General features: G+C 71.4%; 13 protein-coding genes. 5 read left to right on the forward strand and 8 right to left on the reverse strand.

All coding sequences use genetic code 11. The features are described 5' to 3' along the window. Window positions 1–91: 91 nt before the first annotated feature. From ACH4YP_RS46250 to ACH4YP_RS46260, 3 genes are read right to left on the reverse strand one after another with little or no spacing between them, the layout of a single operon-like run. Window positions 92–2,131: an acetoacetate--CoA ligase gene (locus tag ACH4YP_RS46250; protein WP_398497443.1), complete on the reverse strand. Its 2,040-nt coding sequence runs from the start codon at window positions 2,129–2,131 to the stop codon at window positions 92–94. Then, window positions 2,128–3,528 carry an aminotransferase class III-fold pyridoxal phosphate-dependent enzyme gene (locus ACH4YP_RS46255; protein ID WP_398497445.1) on the reverse strand — a complete coding sequence of 467 codons (1,401 nt, stop codon included), beginning with the start codon at window positions 3,526–3,528 and terminating at the stop codon, window positions 2,128–2,130. The genes ACH4YP_RS46250 and ACH4YP_RS46255 overlap by 4 nt, the downstream gene beginning before the upstream one ends. Further along, the gene (locus ACH4YP_RS46260) at window positions 3,525–4,934 is read right to left on the reverse strand and encodes an aminotransferase class III-fold pyridoxal phosphate-dependent enzyme (protein WP_398497447.1); all 1,410 of its coding nucleotides are present in this window, start codon (window positions 4,932–4,934) and stop codon (window positions 3,525–3,527) included. Before ACH4YP_RS46260 ends, ACH4YP_RS46255 begins: the two co-directional genes overlap by 4 nt. 267 nt (window positions 4,935–5,201) lie before the next feature. On the opposite strand from ACH4YP_RS46260, the gene ACH4YP_RS46265 reads away from it, so the two are divergent. Genes ACH4YP_RS46265 through ACH4YP_RS46280 form a run of 4 tightly spaced genes read left to right on the forward strand, consistent with a single transcriptional unit; the run spans window position 5,202 to window position 9,332 of the window. Next, the gene (locus ACH4YP_RS46265; RefSeq protein WP_361058962.1) at window positions 5,202–6,557 is read left to right on the forward strand and encodes an MFS transporter; all 1,356 of its coding nucleotides are present in this window, start codon (window positions 5,202–5,204) and stop codon (window positions 6,555–6,557) included. Further along, window positions 6,554–7,582, forward strand: a complete 1,029-nt coding sequence (locus ACH4YP_RS46270; protein ID WP_361058960.1) for a hypothetical protein — start codon at window positions 6,554–6,556, stop codon at window positions 7,580–7,582. The genes ACH4YP_RS46265 and ACH4YP_RS46270 overlap by 4 nt, the downstream gene beginning before the upstream one ends. After that, a complete protein-coding gene (locus ACH4YP_RS46275; protein ID WP_361058958.1) occupies window positions 7,579–8,556 on the forward strand; it encodes a hypothetical protein in 978 nt (325 codons plus the stop codon). Before ACH4YP_RS46270 ends, ACH4YP_RS46275 begins: the two co-directional genes overlap by 4 nt. Window positions 8,557–8,615: 59 nt before the next feature. Continuing rightward, window positions 8,616–9,332 (forward strand): TetR/AcrR family transcriptional regulator C-terminal domain-containing protein, encoded by a 717-nt coding sequence (locus ACH4YP_RS46280; protein WP_361058956.1) that lies wholly within the window; start codon window positions 8,616–8,618, stop codon window positions 9,330–9,332. 37 nt (window positions 9,333–9,369) lie between these two features. Here the strand turns inward: ACH4YP_RS46280 and ACH4YP_RS46285 are convergent, their stop codons facing one another. From ACH4YP_RS46285 to ACH4YP_RS46305, 5 genes are all read right to left on the reverse strand, one after another. Next, window positions 9,370–10,938, reverse strand: coding sequence for a hypothetical protein (locus tag ACH4YP_RS46285; RefSeq protein ID WP_398497450.1), 1,569 nt, complete (start codon window positions 10,936–10,938; stop codon window positions 9,370–9,372). Window positions 10,939–10,996: 58 nt separating this feature from the next. Next, window positions 10,997–11,632 (reverse strand): class F sortase, encoded by a 636-nt coding sequence (locus ACH4YP_RS46290; protein WP_398497452.1) that lies wholly within the window; start codon window positions 11,630–11,632, stop codon window positions 10,997–10,999. Window positions 11,633–11,774: 142 nt separating this feature from the next. Continuing rightward, window positions 11,775–12,140: a hypothetical protein gene (locus ACH4YP_RS46295; protein ID WP_361060261.1), complete on the reverse strand. Its 366-nt coding sequence runs from the start codon at window positions 12,138–12,140 to the stop codon at window positions 11,775–11,777. A gap of 123 nt (window positions 12,141–12,263) precedes the next feature. Further along, window positions 12,264–14,375, reverse strand: coding sequence for a sensor histidine kinase (locus tag ACH4YP_RS46300; protein ID WP_398497454.1), 2,112 nt, complete (start codon window positions 14,373–14,375; stop codon window positions 12,264–12,266). Further along, a complete protein-coding gene (locus ACH4YP_RS46305; protein ID WP_361060270.1) occupies window positions 14,362–15,108 on the reverse strand; it encodes a response regulator transcription factor in 747 nt (248 codons plus the stop codon). Before ACH4YP_RS46305 ends, ACH4YP_RS46300 begins: the two co-directional genes overlap by 14 nt. 351 nt (window positions 15,109–15,459) lie before the next feature. On the opposite strand from ACH4YP_RS46305, the gene ACH4YP_RS46310 reads away from it, so the two are divergent. Continuing rightward, window positions 15,460–18,153 carry a LuxR C-terminal-related transcriptional regulator gene (locus ACH4YP_RS46310; RefSeq protein WP_398497456.1) on the forward strand — a complete coding sequence of 898 codons (2,694 nt, stop codon included), beginning with the start codon at window positions 15,460–15,462 and terminating at the stop codon, window positions 18,151–18,153. Window positions 18,154–18,212: the final 59 nt, after the last annotated feature.

Consider the following 18,212-nt stretch of genomic DNA (forward strand, 5'->3'; position numbering starts at 1 on the left):
GTCACCGCACATCCAACCGCCACGACCGCCGACCCGGCGAACCAACGCGGCCACAGCACTAGCTAGCCACGGACCCCTTGGAATTGATCATCTAGTGCTGTTCCGCTCCGTGGTGCTGTTCCGCCCCTTGTCGTACTGCCCCCGCAGCGTGCGTGGAGCGCTGGGCGGCCAGGGCGGTGAACGTGTCCAGCGATGTCGGCTCGGCCAGGGTGTCGCGGCTGGCGGCTTCGGACAGGGCGGCTCCCAACAGGATCTTCTTCGCCGGGAGTTCGAGTTTCTTGCCGGTGCGGTTCCTCGGGATCACCGGCACGGGGATGACACTGTCGGGCACATGGCGCGGAGACAGCGCGCCGCGCAGCGCCGTCGCGATCCGCTTGCGCAGGGCATCGTCCAGCTCGGAGCCGTTGTGCAGCGCGACGAACAGGAGCAGTTCGCCGGGGCCGCCGGCGGGGTCCTCCAGGTGGACGACCAGGCTGTCGTCGACCTCGGGCAGTTCTTCGACGACACGGTAGAACTCGGCGGTGCCCAGGCGTACCCCGCCGCGGTTGAGGGTGGCGTCGGAGCGTCCGGCCACCGTGCAACTCCCTGTCGCCGCGGTGAAGCGCACCCAGTCGCCATGACGCCACACGCCCGGATAGGTGTCGAAGTAGGTGTCCCGGTAGCGGGTGCCGTCGGTGTCGCCCCAGAAGCCGACGGGCATCGAGGGCATGGGCTCGGTGATGACCAACTCGCCGAGCGCGTCGGTGACTTCGCTGCCCTGCTCGTCGTAGGCGGTGGCGGCGACGCCGAGGCAGGGGCCGGAGATCTCTCCTGCCCAGACCGGCTGCAGCGGACCGCCTTGCAGGATTCCCGTGCACACGTCGGTCCCGCCGCTGCCCACGTTGAGCAGTACGCCGGGGCCGAACTGCTCGGCAACCCAGCGGAATCCCTCGGGTGGCAGGGGGCTTCCCGCGGCGCCGATCTGGCGCAGCCGGGACAGGTCGTGCTCCTTGGCCGGGGCCATGCCTTCCTTGCGGCAGGCCATCAGGAATCCGGGGCTGGCGCCCATGAGGGTGGCGCCGGTCTCCTCGGCCAGCTGCCACTGCCAGTCAGGTCCGGGGTGGAGTGGGTTGCCGTCGATCATCACGACGGAGGCGCCCACGAGCAGCCCGGAGACCAGGGAGTTCCACATCATCCACGCGGTGGTGGTGAACCACAGGACGCGGTCGCCGGGGCGCAGGTCCCAGCTCAGCGAGTGGTTCTTGAGGTGTTCCAGCAGGATCCCGCCGTGGCCGTGGACGATCGGCTTGGGTTGGCCCGTGGTGCCGGAGGAGAACAGCACGCACAGCGGGTGGGCGAAGGGGACGGGGTCGAAGCCGGGGTCAGCGGACTCGGAGCGGTCGGCGGGTTCGGCGAGCAGGTCCGCCCAGGCGACCGTGTCGGTGAGTTCTCCAGGTCCGTACGGTACGTGGACGGTGTGGCGCAGGGTGGCCAGGCCCGCGCGGATCGCGGTGACCTCGTCGCGGCGGTCGATGTCCTTCGTGCCGTACCGGTATCCGGCGGTGGCGAGCAGCACGGTGGGCTCGATCTGCGAGAACCGGTCGATGACACCGCGGGCGCCGAACTCCGGTGCGCAGCTTGCCCAGACGGCCCCCAGGCTCGCGGTCGCCAGGAACGCCACGAGGGTTTCGGGGATGTTCGGCAGGTAGGCGACGACGCGGTCACCGCGGCCGACCCCGAGGCGGCGCAGGCCGGCCCGGGCGCGGGCGACCTGGTCGGCGAGTTCACCCCAGGTCAGTTCCAGCGGTCCACGGGTCTGCGAACGCGCCAGCACGGCCACTTCGTCGGGTGTGGCTTCCGCCCACCGCAGGGCGTGCTCGGCGTAGTTGAGGGTCGCTCCGGGAAACCATTCGGCGCCGGGCATGTCCCGTCGGCCGAGCACTCGGTCGTAGGGAGTGTGCGTACGGACGTCGAAGTGGTCCCAGATCGACGACCAGAAGCCCTCGATGTCCGTGACCGACCAGTGGTGCAGGTCGCGGTAGCCGGTGAAGGCGAGGTCCCGAGTGCGCTTCAACCAGGCGAGATAGTCACCGATCGCGGTCGTGCGGAGCGCGTCGGGAGCCGGTTCGCGCAGCAACTCCGGCTCGTTCATGGGGTGGCCTCCTTCGCCTGGCGGAAGGGAACGTCCTCCGAGTGGTCCGGCACGGCCTGGCCGGACCGGTCCGGCCGGCCCGCGTCGGCGTCCGCGTCGGTTTGGGTTTCGGCGTCCGCGAGCCGCTGGAAGGCGTGGGCATACGCCTGTGCGGCGCGGTCGAGGTCGTTCGCGTCCAGCGCCGTCGACAGATTGATCATTCCTCGCGGGGTTGTGTAGACCCCGTCGAGGAGCAGCGCCAGGTGCAGGGCGCTGAGCAGGGGGGTGGCGGTGGCCGCGCGGGCCTGCTCGGCGTTGACCGGCGCGGTCGGGGTGAAGTGCACGTTGAGGATGGATCCGGCGCGCGTCACCGTGGCCGGGATTCCGGCTGCGGTCGCCGCATCGGTGATGGCGTCGGCGAGGTGGCGTGCGGCCCGGTCCAGGCGGTCGATCGCGGACGCGTCGAGATGCCGGAGGGTGACGGTACCGGCGGCCGCGGCGGTGAGGTGCCCGTTGAAGGTGCCGGAGTGCGCGAGATTGCGGTCAGTGGTCGCCGCGGTCAGTCGCAGCAGCTCCTCGCTTCCGCCGATCGCGCCGATCGGCATACCCCCGCCGATGACCTTGCCCATGACCGTCAGATCCGGGCGCAGCCCGAGCCGGGCCTGCTCGCCACCCACGGCGTTGCGCAGTGACTGCACCTCGTCCAGGACGAACAGGGCCCCGCGCTCACGGGCCGACTCGGCGACGGCCCGCAGGAATTCCGGCCGGCCCGGGATCACTCCGCCGGCGCCGAGGAAGGGCTCGGCGAACACCGCGGCGATGTCCTCGGTCAGCGCTTCTCGTGCGGCGTCGAGGTCGTTGTAGGGGACGGTGACCACATCGGGGCCGTCGGCCAGCAGCGGAGGCGCACTGCCGTGGTAGGCGCCGTCGAACAGCAGCAACCGCCCGCGGCCGGTGGCGCGCTGAGCGAGCCGTGCGGCCAGTACCGACGCCTCGGTCCCGGAGTTGGTGAACCGTACCCGCTGCACCGACGGGATACGGGCGGCCAGCAACTCCGCGAGTTCCAGCTGCAGTTCGTGCGGGCTGGGGAAGACCGCGCCCGATGCCAGTACCGCCGCGGCGGCCGTCATGGCCGGCGGGTACGCGTTGCCGTGGATGAGTGAGGTGTAGTTGTTGACCAGGTCCAGGTACTCGATGCCGTCGACGTCGAGCAGCCGCGAGCCGTGGCCCTCGGCGAGGATGACCGGGTACGGCGGGAAGTAGGTGACGAACCGGGTCTCGCCCCCGGGCAGCGCGGCGGTGGCCCGCCGGAAAGCGGTCGCCGACCCGGGGGTGCGGGCCCGGTACTCGGCGAGCAGCGCCTCCAGCACGGCGGAGCCGTGGGTCGGGCTCGGACGGTCGGCAGGCAGTGTCGTCATGCGGTGGGGCTCGTCTTCCCGCTCGTCTTCTTGTCCAGCTTCTTGTTCAGCGTCTTGTTCAGCTTCTTGTCCAGCGCGGTCAGGGCGGTGTCGAGGAGTTCGAGCAGCAGATCGGTCTCCTGGGCGGTGACGGTGAGCGGCGGGGCGACGAGGATCGCGTCGTTGATCCCGCCGGTCGCCGGGTAGACGAGCAGTCCGGCGTCGCGGGCGGCCAGCACGGCGGCACGCGTGAGGGAGCCGATGGGATCGCCGGGGCTTCGGGTCGCGCGGTCGCTGACCAGCTCCAGCCCCTGGAGCAGCCCGAGACCGCGGACCTCTCCTATGACCTCGTGCCGTGCGGCCAGCTCTTCCAGGCCGGCGCGCAGCTGCTTGCCGCGTGCCGCGGCGTTCGCCACCAGATCCCTGGACTCGATGGCCTCCAGGACGGCCAGGGCCACGGCGCTGCCGAGCGGATTGCCGCCGTAGGTGTGCCCGTTGGTGACGGACGCGGTCCCGGCGGCGATGGTGTCGATGAAGTGCTCGCCGACCAGCACCGCCGACACGGGCGCGTAGCCGGCGCCCATCCCCTTGCCGAGGACCACCATGTCGGGCTGTACGTCCCAGTGCTGCGAGGCCAGCATGGTGCCGGTGCGGCCCATGCCGGTCATGATCTCGTCGGCGATCAGCGGCAGCCCTCGCTCGCGGCACAGGCCGGCCAGCGCGGGCAGGTAGCCGTCGGGCGGCGTGATGGCGCCGCCGGCCGCGCCGCCGACGGGCTCGACCACCACCCCGGCCGCGGCGGAACCGTGGGCGTCCAGTACCTGGGCCGCCCGCTCGGTCAGGAGCGCGGTGAACGACGCGTCGTCGCGGCCCTCGGCGAACCGGTAGGCGTACGGCGGAGTGAGTTCGTTGAACCCGTGCAGCAGTGCTTCGGCGGCCCAGCGGCGCTGCGGGTGGCCGGACAGCGACAGCCCGCCGAGGGTGGCGCCGTGGTAGCTCACCGCGTGGGAGACGAACCTGGCCCGCTCGGGCTCGCCCCGCTCCCGCCAGTACTGCAGGGTCAGCCGCAGCGCGGTCTCCACCGCCTCGGACCCGCTGTTGCACAGGAAGACGTACGGGTAGCCCGTCATCTCGCTGAGCCGGTCGGCCAGACGCTCCGACTGCTCGCTGTGGAACGAGCCGCGGTGCGCGAAGGTGATCCGCTCGGCCTGCTCGCTCATGGTCCGCAGAATCTCCGGGTCGGCATGTCCCAGGTTCGCGGTCACCGCCCCGGAACACCCGTCGAGGTAGCGGCGCCCGTCCGTGTCGTGGACGAACACTCCGCGGCCGTGGCTGACGAAGGGGAGGTCCTCACCGAAGTAGAACTTGATCAGTCGGCTGCCGTCGGGACGCATAGCCGTATGGGGCGGCGAGGCGGCTGGGCGCATGCTGGACTCCTGGATCGGGTGGGGGCGAGAAACGGAGCAACCTAAGTCGTCATGTACATCGGACAGTATGCATTGTACGCGGGACAAGAGAAAGCCCCCGTGCTCACGTCGAGCCCGACGGAGGTGTCGAGGTGTTGCGGAAGCGTTACGCGGTGTTACGCCCGGCGTCGACCTATTGACCGTTGTACGTTGGACAAGTAACCCTGTCCAACGTACAGCTCACCGCGGCTGTCCCGTCCCCGCCGCTTCGATGCCCCCGGAGTCCCCATGACGGCAACCTCGCCCTCCCCGAACAAACCCTCCCCCGCGTCCCCCGAGAAAGAGCTCCCGCCCGCCGGTTCGCGCCGGGTGCTGGTCTCGGCGTACCTCGGCAGCGTCATGGAGTGGTACGACTTCCTGCTCTACGGCACGGCCTCCGCGCTCGTGTTCAACAAGCTCTTCTTCCCCGAGCTCAGCTCGGCCGCCGGCACACTCGCCTCGTTCGGGACGCTGGCCGTCGGCTACGGAGCCCGCCCGCTCGGCGGCATCCTCTTCGGACACTTCGGCGACCGCCTCGGCCGCAAGAGCATGCTGGTGACGAGCATCCTGCTGATGGGCGCGGCAAGCACCCTCATCGGACTGCTGCCCACGCACAACACCATCGGCATCTGGGCCCCCGCCCTCCTGGTGCTGCTCCGCCTCGTACAGGGAGTCGCCGTCGGCGGCGAGTGGGGCGGCGCGGTCCTGATGACCGTCGAGCATTCCGGAAAGGGACGGCGCGGGCTCTGGAGCAGCGTGGCGCAGATGGGAGCGCCCACCGGCCTGCTGCTGTCGACCTTCGTCTTCTCGCTGGCCAACAGACTGCCCGAGTCGGCCTTCATGTCCTGGGGCTGGCGAGTGCCGTTCCTGATGACCGTCGTCCTGGCCACCGTGGGGCTGTGGATCCGCCTCGGCGTGTCCGAGACCCCGGCCTTCGAGGCCGCGCAGGCCGAGCAGGCCAAGAAGCGCGAACGCGGAGAGCGGCAGCGCCCGCCGATCATCGAGCTGCTGCGCACGCAGCCCAAGGACCTGCTGCTGGCGTCGCTCATCGGGTTCGGCCCGTTCGCTGCCAACTCGGTACTGATCACCTTCGTGATCTCGTACGCCACCCAGGTCGGGCACAGCCGCTCCACCGCCCTGAACGGCCTCATGGTCGCCTCGGCGGTCTCCCTGGTCTGTCTGCCACTGGCCGCCGCGCTGTCCGACCGGGTGGGCCGCCGACCGGTCTACTTCGCCGGCGCGGTACTGCTCGGCCTCAACTCCTTCCTGCTCTTCCCGCTGGTGAACGCGGACTCCACCCCGCTGTTCCTCCTGGGCTACGCGCTGGCGCTGGGCCTGCACTCCCTGATGTACGGGCCGATGGGCGCCTTCCTGGCCGAGCTGTTCGGTACCGGAACGCGCTATACCGGGGCCTCCATGGGCTACCAGATCGCCTCGGTGGCGGGCGGCGCGCTGGCTCCGATCGCCGCGACCAGCCTGCTGGCCGCGGGCGGCGGAGCGCCCAACGCCGTGTACGTGTCCTGGTTCATGGCGGGCACCTGCGCCGTGACCGCGGTGGCCGTCCTGCTGACCCGGGAGACCCACAAGACCGAACTGGGCGCATGAGCGGCGTCGTCCACACAGTGCTCGGGCCGGTCGCTCCCGACCGGCTCGGGCACGTCCAGCCGCACGAGCACCTGCTCGCCGATCTCAGCCGTTACGCACCGGACGACGCCGTCGACGAACCCCTCGCCCCGGCCAACTACTTCGCCACGCGCGTGGACCGGAACAACCGGCGGGACATGGTGCTGGACGAGGTGGACACCGCCGTCGACGAACTGGCCCTCTACCGCGAGGCCGGTGGCGGCACCGTGGTGGACGCCACTCCGGTGGGCCTCGGCCGCGACCCGGCCGGGCTGCGCGAGATCTCCCGCCGCTCCGGTGTCCACGTGGTGATGGGCAGCGGCTACTACGTCGCCGCGTTCCACCCGCCCGAGGTCGCCGCCCTCTCCCGCGATGCCATCACCCGGCAGATCACCGGTGACATCCAGGAGGGCGCCGACGGCACCGGCATCCGCGCCGGGATCATTGGCGAGATCGGTATGTCGTGGCCCGCGCACCCCGACGAGGTGAAGGTCCTCCAGGCCGCCGCCCAGGCGCAGGCGGCGACCGGCGCCGCCCTGCTGATCCACCCAGGACGGCACTCCGAAGCCCCGTTGCGGCACCTGCGCCAGGCCGTCGAGGCGGGCGCCGACCCCACGCGGACGGTCCTGTGCCATGTGGACCGCACGCTCTTCGAGCCCGACGAGATGCTCGCGCTCGCCGACACCGGCTGCGTACTGGAATTCGACCTCTTCGGCACCGAGTCCAGCTACTACCCGCCCGATCCCACGGTCGACCTGCCGAACGACGGAACGCGGGTCCGCCACATCGCCGCGCTCGTCGCGGCCGGGCACGGCGACCGGATCACCATCGCCGAGGACGTCTGCCGCCGCACGCAGCTGATCCGCTACGGCGGTGAGGGGTACGCCCATATCCTGCGCCGCGTACTGCCGTTGATGCTGGCGCGCGGCATCGGTCCCGAGGACATCGCCCGGATCACCCGGACCACCCCCGCCCGGCTTCTCACCCTCCCCGGAAGGACCGCATGACCAGCACGGTGTCCACTGCCCGAGGCCTGGTGGCCCGCCAGGAACTCGGTACGGTCCTGCCCCACGAGCACCTGTTCATCAACCTGATGCGGGAGCGCCGCGGCGACGGGCTCATCGCCGACGAGGCCGCCGTCACCGAGGAGTTGAACGTCTTCACCGGCCTGGGCGGCGCCACCGTCGTCGACCTGACCACCGCCGAGCTGACCCCCGGCGCCGCCCCGGACGCCGGGGATTCTCCGCCCCCGCCCGATGCCAGCCGGGACCCGGCCAATGTCCTCGCCGTACAGCGGGTCGCCGAGGCCACCGGGCTGCACGTGGTGCTCGGCACAGGGCACTACCGCGATCCGTTCCTGGACCGGGACTGGTTCGACCGGCACGGAGCCGACGCCATCGCCGAGGAGATCGTCCGCGACCTCACCGAGGGCTTTCCCGGCACCGGGGGAATCCGTGCCGGGATCATCGGCGAGGTGGGCTGCGACAAGTGGTACGTCTCCGCGGCCGAGGAGCGCTCGCTGCGCGCGGCCGCCCGCGCGCAGCGGGCGACCGGAGCGGGCATCCACACCCACGCGGCCCGCTGGCCGGTCGGCCTGCCGCAGTTGGACCTGCTCACCTCCGAGGGAGCCGACCCGGCGCGCGTCGCCATCGGCCACTGCGACACGGTGACCGCCCCCGGCTACGCCGAGCAGATCGCCCGCCGCGGCGCGTACGTCGGCATCGACACGATCAACACCGACCACGCCGGCGAGGTGGAGCGCCGGGTACGGATGGTGCTGGAGCTGGTGCGGGCCGGGTACATCGACAACATCCTGCTCTCCCACGACGTATGCCTGCTGTCGCACCTCCGCGCCAACGGAGGGGGAGGGTACGGGTTCGTCCACACCCGGTTCCGCGAGCAGTTGCTCGCGGCCGGACTCGACGCGGGCGAGTTCGAGCACATCACGACGGCCAACCCGGCCCGCCTGCTGTGCTCGTGACCCGAGATCGCGGGCTAACGTGTCTCTGTTCGCAGTAACCGTGCAGAGAGGGACAACCGATGGGCGATAGCAGCGGCCGCCGCGGTGGCAGGCAGGCGGCCCGCAGTCCGCTGTCGCGCGCGGAGGTGATCGACGCGGCTCTGCTTTATGTGGACCTGCACGGCCTGGACGCGCTCACCATGCGGGCCCTGGCCAAGGAAATGGGGGTCTACCCCACGGCGCTGTACTGGCACACCGGCACCAAGGCACAGCTCCTGGCAGCCGTCTCGGCACGGGTGCTGGAGGACATCGTGCTCCCCTCCGACCACGGCATGGCCTGGGAAGAGTGGCTGGCCGAGGTCGCCCGGTTGTGCCGCCAGGCGATGCACCGGCACCCCAACCTCGCCCCGATCCTGGGCTCCCAGCTGGTGGTGAGCACCACCGCGGTCCCGTTCACGGAGCGCGTGGTGGACGTGCTGGAGAAGGCCGGCTTCTCGGGGCGGAGCCTGGTCGAGGTCTACAACGCGGTGGTCGGATTCGTGCTCGGCTGGGTCACCCTTGAACTCTCCAGCGTGCCGGCGGACGTGGAGGAGGGCTGGCAGAAGGAATACGCGGCCCAGCTACGCGCGGTGAACCCGAACTCCTTCCCGGCCCTGACCCGCAATCTCGCTCTGCTGGAGAACAACGCCTTCCTGGTCCGCTGGGACTCCGGCAGGGAGCGGCCCATGGACCGCAGCTTCGAGACCACGCTGGAACTGCTGATCCTGGGGATGCGCGCCAAGCTCACCGCACAGTGATGACAACAATCCGACGAGTTCAGCGGTCGCCCGCGTGCTACCACATCGCCAGGGTGCCTTCCGGTGTGCACGCGTGGGAGCCGGGTGCTGTGCCGAGTGCCACGAGGTGCACGGACGACAGCGGGACCCTGATGGGGTCGAGGGAGTGTTCGGAGGAGATCAGGACGGCGGTGCCGTCGGCGTCTCCCACTTCGAGGTACGGCTCTTTCGGATCGAGGATTCCGCCGTCGACGGGCGTCTTCTTGAGTGTGTCGACGGGTATGACGCACACCCACTCCGGCTCGACGCCATAGCCCGGGGGTGCGGTGTCTCCTTCACTGACGGCGTGGGAGGCCGCGACCCCTGCGTCGACGGCGGGCAGGTAGGCGAACTGCCAGGCTCCGATGGCCATGCCCCACACGGAGAGCAGGACGAATCCGGCGTAGCCGATCCACCGTTCCCGGACCATGAAGTGAAGGTGGTGGGCCAGTCCGAGCAGTGCGGGGGCGACGAGCCACAGGCTGATCGCCGCCAACACCGCGAGGACGGACTGGAACTGGTCCCATGCGGACACCTCGACGTCCTCGACGTCCACCCCGAGTTCGTTGAGATACAGCGTGGGCTGCCACAGTCCGACGGAGGGGAACAGACCCGGCAGGAACGGCAGAAGGGCCGGAAGCAGCCACGGCAGGACGGCCCGCAGGGAGGCGTGGCGCAACAGGAGCGCCAGGCACCTGGCGGTGGTGAGCGCCGCCAGCAGGATCAGCAGGGCGTAGCCGCCGCTGAAGCCGTCGGGCGCGAACGCCGTGAGCGCCTCGCCGGTCAGCATGCCGAAGAAGAGACTTCCGCCGCAGGCGCAGACCAGCGCCAGGGCGCGTACACGTCGTGGCCAGTCGGGGCGGTTGTGCCGCAGAACGAGCGCCGTGGCGGCCAGCGCGCCCAGACCTGTCACGCCGAAGATCCAGAACCGCGGTTGTGCGGGTGAGGTCTCCGCGCTCTGCGTGCCCGCGACCCCGATCGCGAGCAGGATGATCAAGCAGTAGCGCAGTCCCTTGAGCAGGTGCGGGCGGGACGCGGCGGCCACGGGGCCCGCGAACCCCGCCTCCGCCCAAGAGGGTCTGACCTGTATGTCCGCAGGCGGGGGCGCCGTTCCGGGCAGGGGGCTGTGGGACAGGGACAGGGCCTCCGCTTCGGTGTCCGCCCGTGTCTGCCGTCCCGTCCCACGGGCCTCCGCCACGGCGAGCCGCAGCCTGCCGAAGCGGCCGGCGGTGGCTGCCCGAACCTGGCTGGCGGCCGGCCGGAAGGCGGTCCAGCGCGGGCGCGGATCCGGCTCTCGGCGAATGAGATCGACCGCCCGTACGGTCAGTTCGAGCCTCAGCCGCTCGCCGAGGACTTCCAGCCTCTGCCGGGCCCCGGTCACCGCACGGTAGGAGGAGCCCGGGAAGCGCGCCTCCACGAGGTATTCGGCGCGACCCTCTGTGAGCGGTGTGAGGCCGGTGGGAACGGAGGAGTCCAGTTCCACCCAGCCCTGCTCGCTCAAGGCGGAGGTGAAGAGTTCCTGGTCCGTGGCGGTGCCCCGGACGGTGACCTGCGCGACGGCACGCTGATCCCAGCGAACTGCACTCATCGCCCCCCTGTTCGTCGGGGGCACATTACCGGCAGCCGCGGTGTCATCGGCTCACGGGTCACGCCAACTTCGCGTAGACGATGAGGTTGTTCACCGGGTGGCCCTGGGCGTCGAAGCCGCCGTCGCAGGTGACCAGTCGCAGGGCGCGGTCCTTCGTCGGGCCGTAGACCTTCTCGGTGGGGAAGGCGTCCTTGCTGACGCTCTCGGTGTCCGTGACCGTGAAGTTCGCCGATTCGCCGCGGTCGTCGGTGACGGTGATGTCCGCGCCCTTGGTGATCTTCTTGAGGTCGTGGAAGACGGCCTTGCCGAAGCGGGTGTCGTTGTGGCCGATGATCACGGCGGGACCGACCTCACCGGGCACGGAGCCGCCGATGTACCAGCCGGCGGTCATGCCCTTCTCGGCCGGGGGGACCTCCACGGTTCCGTCCGTGTTGCGACCGAGCTCCATCAGGGAACTGGTGATCCCGAGCGAGGGGACGGCGACTTTGGTGGGGACGGCCGACTTGGTGGCCTCCTCAGCGCCCGGCGAGGCGGTACCGGCGGCGGCAGGGGTGTTCGGAGAAGCCGGGTCGGGCTTGTCGGCGGCCGACGAACAGCCGGTGAGCACGGTGAGGACCACGGGTACGACGAGGGCGAGACGGGCAAGGACCGGCAGGGTGCCGAAGCTCCGTACCGGATGGGGTGCAGGTGACACAACGGACTCCAGAGCAGAACTGAGGGACCTGAACGACTGCGGGATCTGAACGACGAACGACTTACGGGACCGGCGCACACGCGGTGGCGCCGCCCGGAGACGGGCGGCGCCACTGTTGTGCCCGGTGGGGCCGTGCCGAACGTCAGCCGTTGTGGCGTCCCGCGGCGCGGCGGCGCAGGACGATGGTGCCGGCGCCGGCGAGCAGCAGAGCGCCGGTGGCCGAACCGACGAGGGTCGTGGTGCCGGTGCCGGAGTTGCCGGCCGGGGCCTCGCCCGCGGCGACGCCACCCTTCGGAAGCTCCTTGGCGGCCGCGGCCTTCTTGGCTTCGAGCGCCTTTGCCCTCTCGGCGTCCTCGGCCTTCTTCTTGGCCGCGGCCTTGTCGTCCCCAGTGGCCGCGGTCGCCGTGGGGGTCGGGTCGTCCGCGACGGCCGCGCTGACCGGGACGAGCAACGCGCCGGCCGCGACGGCGGTCAGAACGGCGAAACGCAGGGTGAGATGGCGGGACATGTATCGCTCCAGTTCCAGCCCGGCCTTGGTGGTACCTGGTTGGCGAGCCGCACCAGGTTCCGGGCATGGCCCCACACTCGCGCCCACTTGTGAAGAAGCTGTCAGAAGGTCATGGTCATCGCATCAGGGCTGTCCAGGGGTCTCCCCGGCCCCCTGGACTCCGCGGCCCCGCTCAGCCGCTTCCGGTCCGGTGGAGGCCGTCTCGTCCCGCGTGACCGGCAGCCACAGGGTGAAGACCGAGCCCAGTCCCTCCGTACTCACCACGCTCGCCGTGCCACCGTGGGCCTCGGCGAGCTTGAGGACGATCGCCAGGCCGAGGCCGCTGCCGCCGGTGCTCCGGTTGCGGGACTTCTCCGCCCGCCAGAACCGGTCGAACACATGGGGGACGTCGTCGGCGGGGATGCCGCTGCCGGTGTCGGCCACCTCCACGGCCACCTTGTCCCCGGAATCCGTGACGTAGGTGCGCAGCGCCACCCTGCCACCGGACGGTGTGTGGCGTACGGCGTTGGAGACCAGGTTGCTCATGGCCTGCCGCAGCCGCACGGGGTCGGCGTCGAGCAACGGCGGTCGAGGGGTGCCCGGCGGCGCGGAGACCGCCAGGGTGACACCCGCGGTCTCGGCCAGTCCCTGGTGTGCCGCGGCGACCTGGCCGAGCAGGTCGTCCACGCGTACCGGCTCCAGGTGCAGGCGCAGCGCGCCCGCGTCGGCCGCGCCCAGGTCCTGCAGATCGTTGACGATGTGCTGGAGCTGTACCGCCTCCTCGTGCAGCGAGGAGACGAACGCCGGGTCCGGTTCGGCCAGACCGTCCTGTGCCGCCTCCAGCCAGCCACGGATGTTGCTCAGCGGAGTACGCAGCTCATGGGCGACGTCGCTGACCATCACCTTGCGCTGCTCCTCCAGCCGCGCCCGGTGCGCGGCCATGTCGTTGAAGGCCGCCGCCAGCCGTCCGATCTCGTTGTCCGAGCCGACCGGCACGGGCGCCGAGTCCATGCCGTCCCGCATCCGCTGGGCGGCGCCGGTGAGCGCGTGCAACGGGCGTACGAGCCGGGCTCCGGCGATCACCGAGGCGCCGACGGTGAGGGCGAGGACCAGGGCCGTGACCCCGGCGATGCGCGCCGTGTTGGACGGTGAGAGATCGAAACCGGGCACGCCGGCGGCGGCGTCGGTGCTGTCGATGAACAGCAGCGCGGGCGCCGCGACATAGGACGTGAGCTGTTCGCGGCGGGCGCTGCCGACGCAGGCGGCTATGGCGCGGTCGTGCTTGCTGCTGTGGGCCGGGGACAGGCGCCCGTCGCCGGCCGCCTTCTCCTTGGTCGCTCTCGCCAGCGCGGCCTTCTCCTCGACCGCCTTCTGCTCCGCGGCCCGCTGCTGGGCATCCTCCTGCTCCTTGGTGAGGCCGGCCCCGGTCGTGGGAAGCGCGGCCGGCAGGCCGGTGTCCGTGCCTTCCGATCCGTATCCCCGGTCCCAGGACATGTCCAGGTTCAGTTTCACGCCCGTGCGGCCCTGCCGCTTCAGACAGGCGTCGGTCAGCTGGTTGAGCGCGTGCAGGGCCTTCTTCTCGGTCGGCGTGGGACCGGCCGCGTAGGACGTCAGGCACTTCATTTCCATGGAGCGGTCGGTCTCGCTGCTCACGAACTGGACGCGGGACCGCCCGCTCGGACTCTCGACGATGTCCGCGGCGATGCCCGCCGCACCGAGGCACTCCGCGCTCTCGGTGCTGGCCCTCCGCAGGACGGTACGTTCCTTCGCGGGCAGCAGGAACGGCCCCACCGCGCGTGGATCGACGCGGTCCGCACCCGTGGAGGCGGTGTCGGGCACCAGCACGGTGTCGATGGACAGCGGGTCGACGACAGCGGAGGCCTGCGGCGGCAGCGGGTCGGCGGACGAGGCGCCGGAGGTGCCGTTCGAGTCGTCGGAGGAGTCGAAGAGTGGGCGTTTGTCCTGGGTGGTCAGCACGATCCGGCGCTGGGACTGACCGGCCAGCTCGCGCACGGTGCCGTCCACGCCCTCCCAGCCCGGGTGGGTCGCCGCGTACCCCAGCAGGGTGTTGTAGATCTCGGCATCGGTGCTGAGGTTCTGGCCCTGCTCCTGGCGGATCGCGCCGGAGGTCGTCTGCACGGCGAGCCAGGCGGTGGCGGCGACCGAGCAGAAGGCCACCAGCGCCGACACGGTCAGCAGCCGCCCGAGCAGGCTCTTGCGGAGCGGCAGCCGCGCTCGCTCGTCACGACGACGCACGGCGCACGTTCCTCGCGTTCGTCCTCGCGGGATCCGTCAGCTTGTAGCCGACGCCGAAAACGGTGAGCAGCCGGTCCGGCCGCCGGGGGGCGCGCTCGATCTTCTTGCGCAGATTCATGACGTGTACGTCCACGGTGCGGCCGCTGATGTACTTGTCGAAGCCGTGCAGTTCCTCCAGGAGCCGCTGCCGGGTGAAGACCCGGTCGGGCTCCGCCGCCATCGCGGCCAGGATGCGGAACTCGCCCGGTGTGCACACGACCGGGGCCCCGCCGACCGACACCTCGTGCCGGTCCGGATCGATTCTGAGCGTGCCCACCGACAGCGTCTTGTCCTCGGCGGCGGGCGTGGGGTCAGGTGCCGCGGGGGCTGGCCCGTCGGAGCTCCGGTTGCGGCGCAGGAGCGTACGCACCCGGGCCACCAGCTCACGCGGGCTGAACGGCTTGGTCACATAGTCGTCGGCACCGAGATCCAGGCCGAGCAGCAGATCGTCCTCGGTACTGCGGGCCGTCAGCATCATCACCAGCACCTCGCGGCCCTCGGCGCGCAGAATCCGCACCACGTCGAGGCCGTCGGCCCGGGGCATCATCACATCGAGGACGAGCAGGTCCGGTTCCTGGTGCCGAACCTGCTCAAGAGCCGTACGGCCGTCCCCCACCACCGTGACCGTGTGTCCCTCGTGCTCCAGATAACGGCGCACCAGTTCGGCCTGCTTCGTGTCGTCTTCAGCGACCATGATGTTTGCGCACACGCCGGAGATCGTAACGAGCGTGGAGCCGGGGTTGGTGGTAAGTGACCTATTCGAGCGGGGAGTTCAGGCCGGGGTCGTGAGTCGGACCGCTCCGGCGCGGTCGCGGCGACGCCCCGCCGGCCGACGGACGGCACCTGCGCCCCGCGCGGTTTCCCGTACGTCCACACGCTCGCGCGAGCGGGACGGCCCTGCCCTCGTAGGAACCCACATGACCCGGCTGCCGTTGCCGTCTCCGTGGGAACCACCGGCGCCGGTTTGGCGCGCACATGCGTGGAAACCGCGGGATGCTGAGGGGGAGCGCTGCCCATGACCTGACGAGCAGTGGTGGTGAGCGCCATGGCTGGGCTGGAGGAGAAGGGTCCGGAACCGAGCACGTCGTGCGCCGATCCCCGAGGAGACCCGTTCCTGCACACGCGGTTCGCGATACCGGCACGTCCCGCGACGTTCCTGCGACGGGAGCGGCTGGTCAGGCATCTCGACCAGGCGCTGCGGACGCCGTTGACCATGGTCAGCGGGGCCGCGGGCGCGGGCAAGACCCTGCTGGCAGCCGACTGGGCCGCGCGAGGGGACGAGTCCGTGGCCTGGCTCACCAACGACGCCACGGCCCAGGGCTGCGGCATGTTCTGGGCGTACTTCCTCCAGGCCCTGAGCGCCTCCGGTGTGCCCCCGCCTGCCGAGGTCGGTTCCCCCGCCGACGCGGGCCGAGTGGACCAGACGCTGCTGACGCGGCTCGCCGCGGGCCTGAGCGACCGGGAACGGCCCGTGATCGTGGTGCTCGACGAGTACGACCGTGTGACGGCGCCGGAGATCGCGGAGCAGTTGGAGTTCGTCCTCCACCACGCGGGCCGGGGCATGCGGCTGGTCCTCGTCACCCGCACCGAGCCCCTGCTGCCACTGCACCGCTACCGGGCGGTCGGCGACATGACCGAGATCAGAGCGGCGGAACTGGCCTTCACCCCCGAGGAGGCGGCCGCGCTGCTGGAACTGCACGGGCTGCGCGTGCCGGTGTCCGCCGCGCGGGCCCTCGTGGAGCGCACCCGGGGCTGGGCCGCAGGTCTGCGGCTGTGCGCCCTGGCCGCGCAGGAGAGCCCGGATCCGGAGACGTATCTGAAGGAGTTCGAGGTCGATCGCACCACGGTGGCCGACTTCCTGCTGGCGGAGGTGCTCAAGCGACAACCTCCCGAGGCGCAGGACCTCCTGTTGCGGGTCAGCGTCCTCGATCGCTTCGGTCCCGAGCTGGCGAACGCGCTGACCGGGCGAACGGATGCCGAGTCCGTCCTGGCCGGGCTGCACCGCGAGAACGCGTTCGTCGAGTACCTCGGGCACGACCGGTACCGGCTCCACCCGCTGTTCGGGGAGATCCTCCACGCCCATCTGCGGCTGCGCTCTCCCGGTCTGGAGCCCGAACTCCACCGACGGGCCGCGGCCTGGCTGCGGGACTCCGGATCCCTCACCGAGACGCTCGGGCACAGTGCCGCCGCGGGCGACTGGGAGTTCACCGCCGGTGCCCTCGTCGACGACCTCGCCATCGGCCAGCTCTTCACCGGTCTTCGCTCTGACCATCTGGCCGAGCTGTTCTCGGGGATGGGCCCCGAGGCCACGAGCCCCGCCGCGGATCTCGTCCGGGCGGCCCGTGAGCTGGCGCGGAGCGACGTCGACCAGGGCCTGCCCCACCTGAGGCACGCCGAGCAGAGCCTGGCGGCGGAGGAGCGGACACCGGCCGGGGACGGCCCACCCGGCCTCGCGGCGGCCCGGCTGAGCTGCGCCCTGCTGGAAGCCCTCGCGGCCCGGCTGACCGGTTCGCCCGCGAGGGCGGAGACGGCGGCGGAGACGGCCGGGGAACTCCAGCACGAGGTGCCCGCCCAGCTCCTCGACGCACATCCCGAACTGGCCGCCCTCCTGTCGACCCATCTCGGCTCGACGCGGCTGTGGGCCGGGCGCTTCGAGGACGCGGGCGCCGCCCTGAGCACGGCCGTCGCCTGCTCCGGGGGAGCCTCGACGGCCCTTCCGCGCGAGGAGTCCCTCGGCCATCTGGCCCTGATCGACTATCTCAACGGCTGGCCCGGCAGGGCGGAGCGCAAGGCCCTGGCGGCGATCACCGAGACCGAGCGGTTCGGCCTGAGGGACGAGTCCGGCTCCGGCATCGAGCTGCTCGTCCTGGCCGCCGTGGCCGTCGACCGCAACGAACTCGACCGGGCCCAGGCTCTGCTCGACACGGCGGCCGGCTCCCGTCACGCGATGCGGGACCCGGTGATGCGGGCGGGACGGGCCCTCGCCACCGCGCGGCTGCTCCTGGCCCGCGGTGAGACGGACGCCGCGCTCGAAGCGGCGGAACCGGGCGTCGCCGCCGACGTGGTCTCACCCTGGTCGGAGGCGCACAAGGCGCTGGTGACCTCGGCCGCGCACCTGGCGGAGGGCCGGCCGGAGACCGCCGCCGAGCTGCTTCAAGAGGTGTCCGGCGACCAGCCGGCGTGTGTCGTGGGTGCCGCCCGGGCCCAGCTCGCCGCGGGCCGGCCCGTCGAGGCGCTCGGCCTGCTCGACCGAGTGCGCCCCGAGGGCCGTACGGGTCCCGCGGTGACCGTCCGGGCCTCGTTGGTGCGGGCCGAGGCAGCGGACCGGGCGGGGGACTCCGCCACCGCGCGCAGGCACGTCGCCCATGCCCTCCACGAGGCTCGGCGCGAGCGGCTGCGGCGCCCCTTCCTCGAAGCCGGACCGTGGATCAGGCCCCTGCTGGGCACGGCGCCGCTGCGCGGGCCGGCCGCGGGCTGGCTCACCCCCGGACCGCCGCCGTGCGAGACGCGGCCGGTCCCCGGGGACCGGCAGGCGGCACCTGTCGTGGAGGAGCTGAGCGGACGCGAGCACGACGTCCTCGAACGGCTCGCCCAGATGATGTCCACGGAGGAGATCGCCGCCGACCTGTACGTGTCGGTGAACACGGTCAAGACCCACCTCAAGAGCGTCTACCGCAAGCTGTCGGTGAACCGGCGCCACGACGCGGTGCACCGCGCGCGCGACCTGGGCCTGCTGTGAGCACATGACTGTTCAGCCATGCCCGGTTCGCCCGTGCGGGGTGAGGCGAGGGGCACGTT

It is taken from the genome of Streptomyces sp. NPDC020747, from assembly GCF_044334695.1.
GTDB lineage: Bacteria > Actinomycetota > Actinomycetes > Streptomycetales > Streptomycetaceae > Streptomyces.

What these genes read in the sequence shown, in the direction of transcription:
- ACH4YP_RS46280 (WP_361058956.1), top strand. Translation starts at nt 8,616, where the DNA reads ATGGGCGATAGCAGCGGCCGCCGCGGTGGCAGGCAGGCGGCCCGCAGT.
- ACH4YP_RS46265 (WP_361058962.1), top strand. Translation starts at nt 5,202, where the DNA reads ATGACGGCAACCTCGCCCTCCCCGAACAAACCCTCCCCCGCGTCCCCC.
- ACH4YP_RS46310 (WP_398497456.1), top strand. Translation starts at nt 15,460, where the DNA reads ATGGCTGGGCTGGAGGAGAAGGGTCCGGAACCGAGCACGTCGTGCGCC.
- ACH4YP_RS46295 (WP_361060261.1), bottom strand. Translation starts at nt 12,140, where the DNA reads ATGTCCCGCCATCTCACCCTGCGTTTCGCCGTTCTGACCGCCGTCGCG.
- ACH4YP_RS46270 (WP_361058960.1), top strand. Translation starts at nt 6,554, where the DNA reads ATGAGCGGCGTCGTCCACACAGTGCTCGGGCCGGTCGCTCCCGACCGG.
- ACH4YP_RS46275 (WP_361058958.1), top strand. Translation starts at nt 7,579, where the DNA reads ATGACCAGCACGGTGTCCACTGCCCGAGGCCTGGTGGCCCGCCAGGAA.
- ACH4YP_RS46255 (WP_398497445.1), bottom strand. Translation starts at nt 3,528, where the DNA reads ATGACGACACTGCCTGCCGACCGTCCGAGCCCGACCCACGGCTCCGCC.
- ACH4YP_RS46285 (WP_398497450.1), bottom strand. Translation starts at nt 10,938, where the DNA reads ATGAGTGCAGTTCGCTGGGATCAGCGTGCCGTCGCGCAGGTCACCGTC.
- ACH4YP_RS46260 (WP_398497447.1), bottom strand. Translation starts at nt 4,934, where the DNA reads ATGCGCCCAGCCGCCTCGCCGCCCCATACGGCTATGCGTCCCGACGGC.
- ACH4YP_RS46250 (WP_398497443.1), bottom strand. Translation starts at nt 2,131, where the DNA reads ATGAACGAGCCGGAGTTGCTGCGCGAACCGGCTCCCGACGCGCTCCGC.
- ACH4YP_RS46305 (WP_361060270.1), bottom strand. Translation starts at nt 15,108, where the DNA reads ATGGTCGCTGAAGACGACACGAAGCAGGCCGAACTGGTGCGCCGTTAT.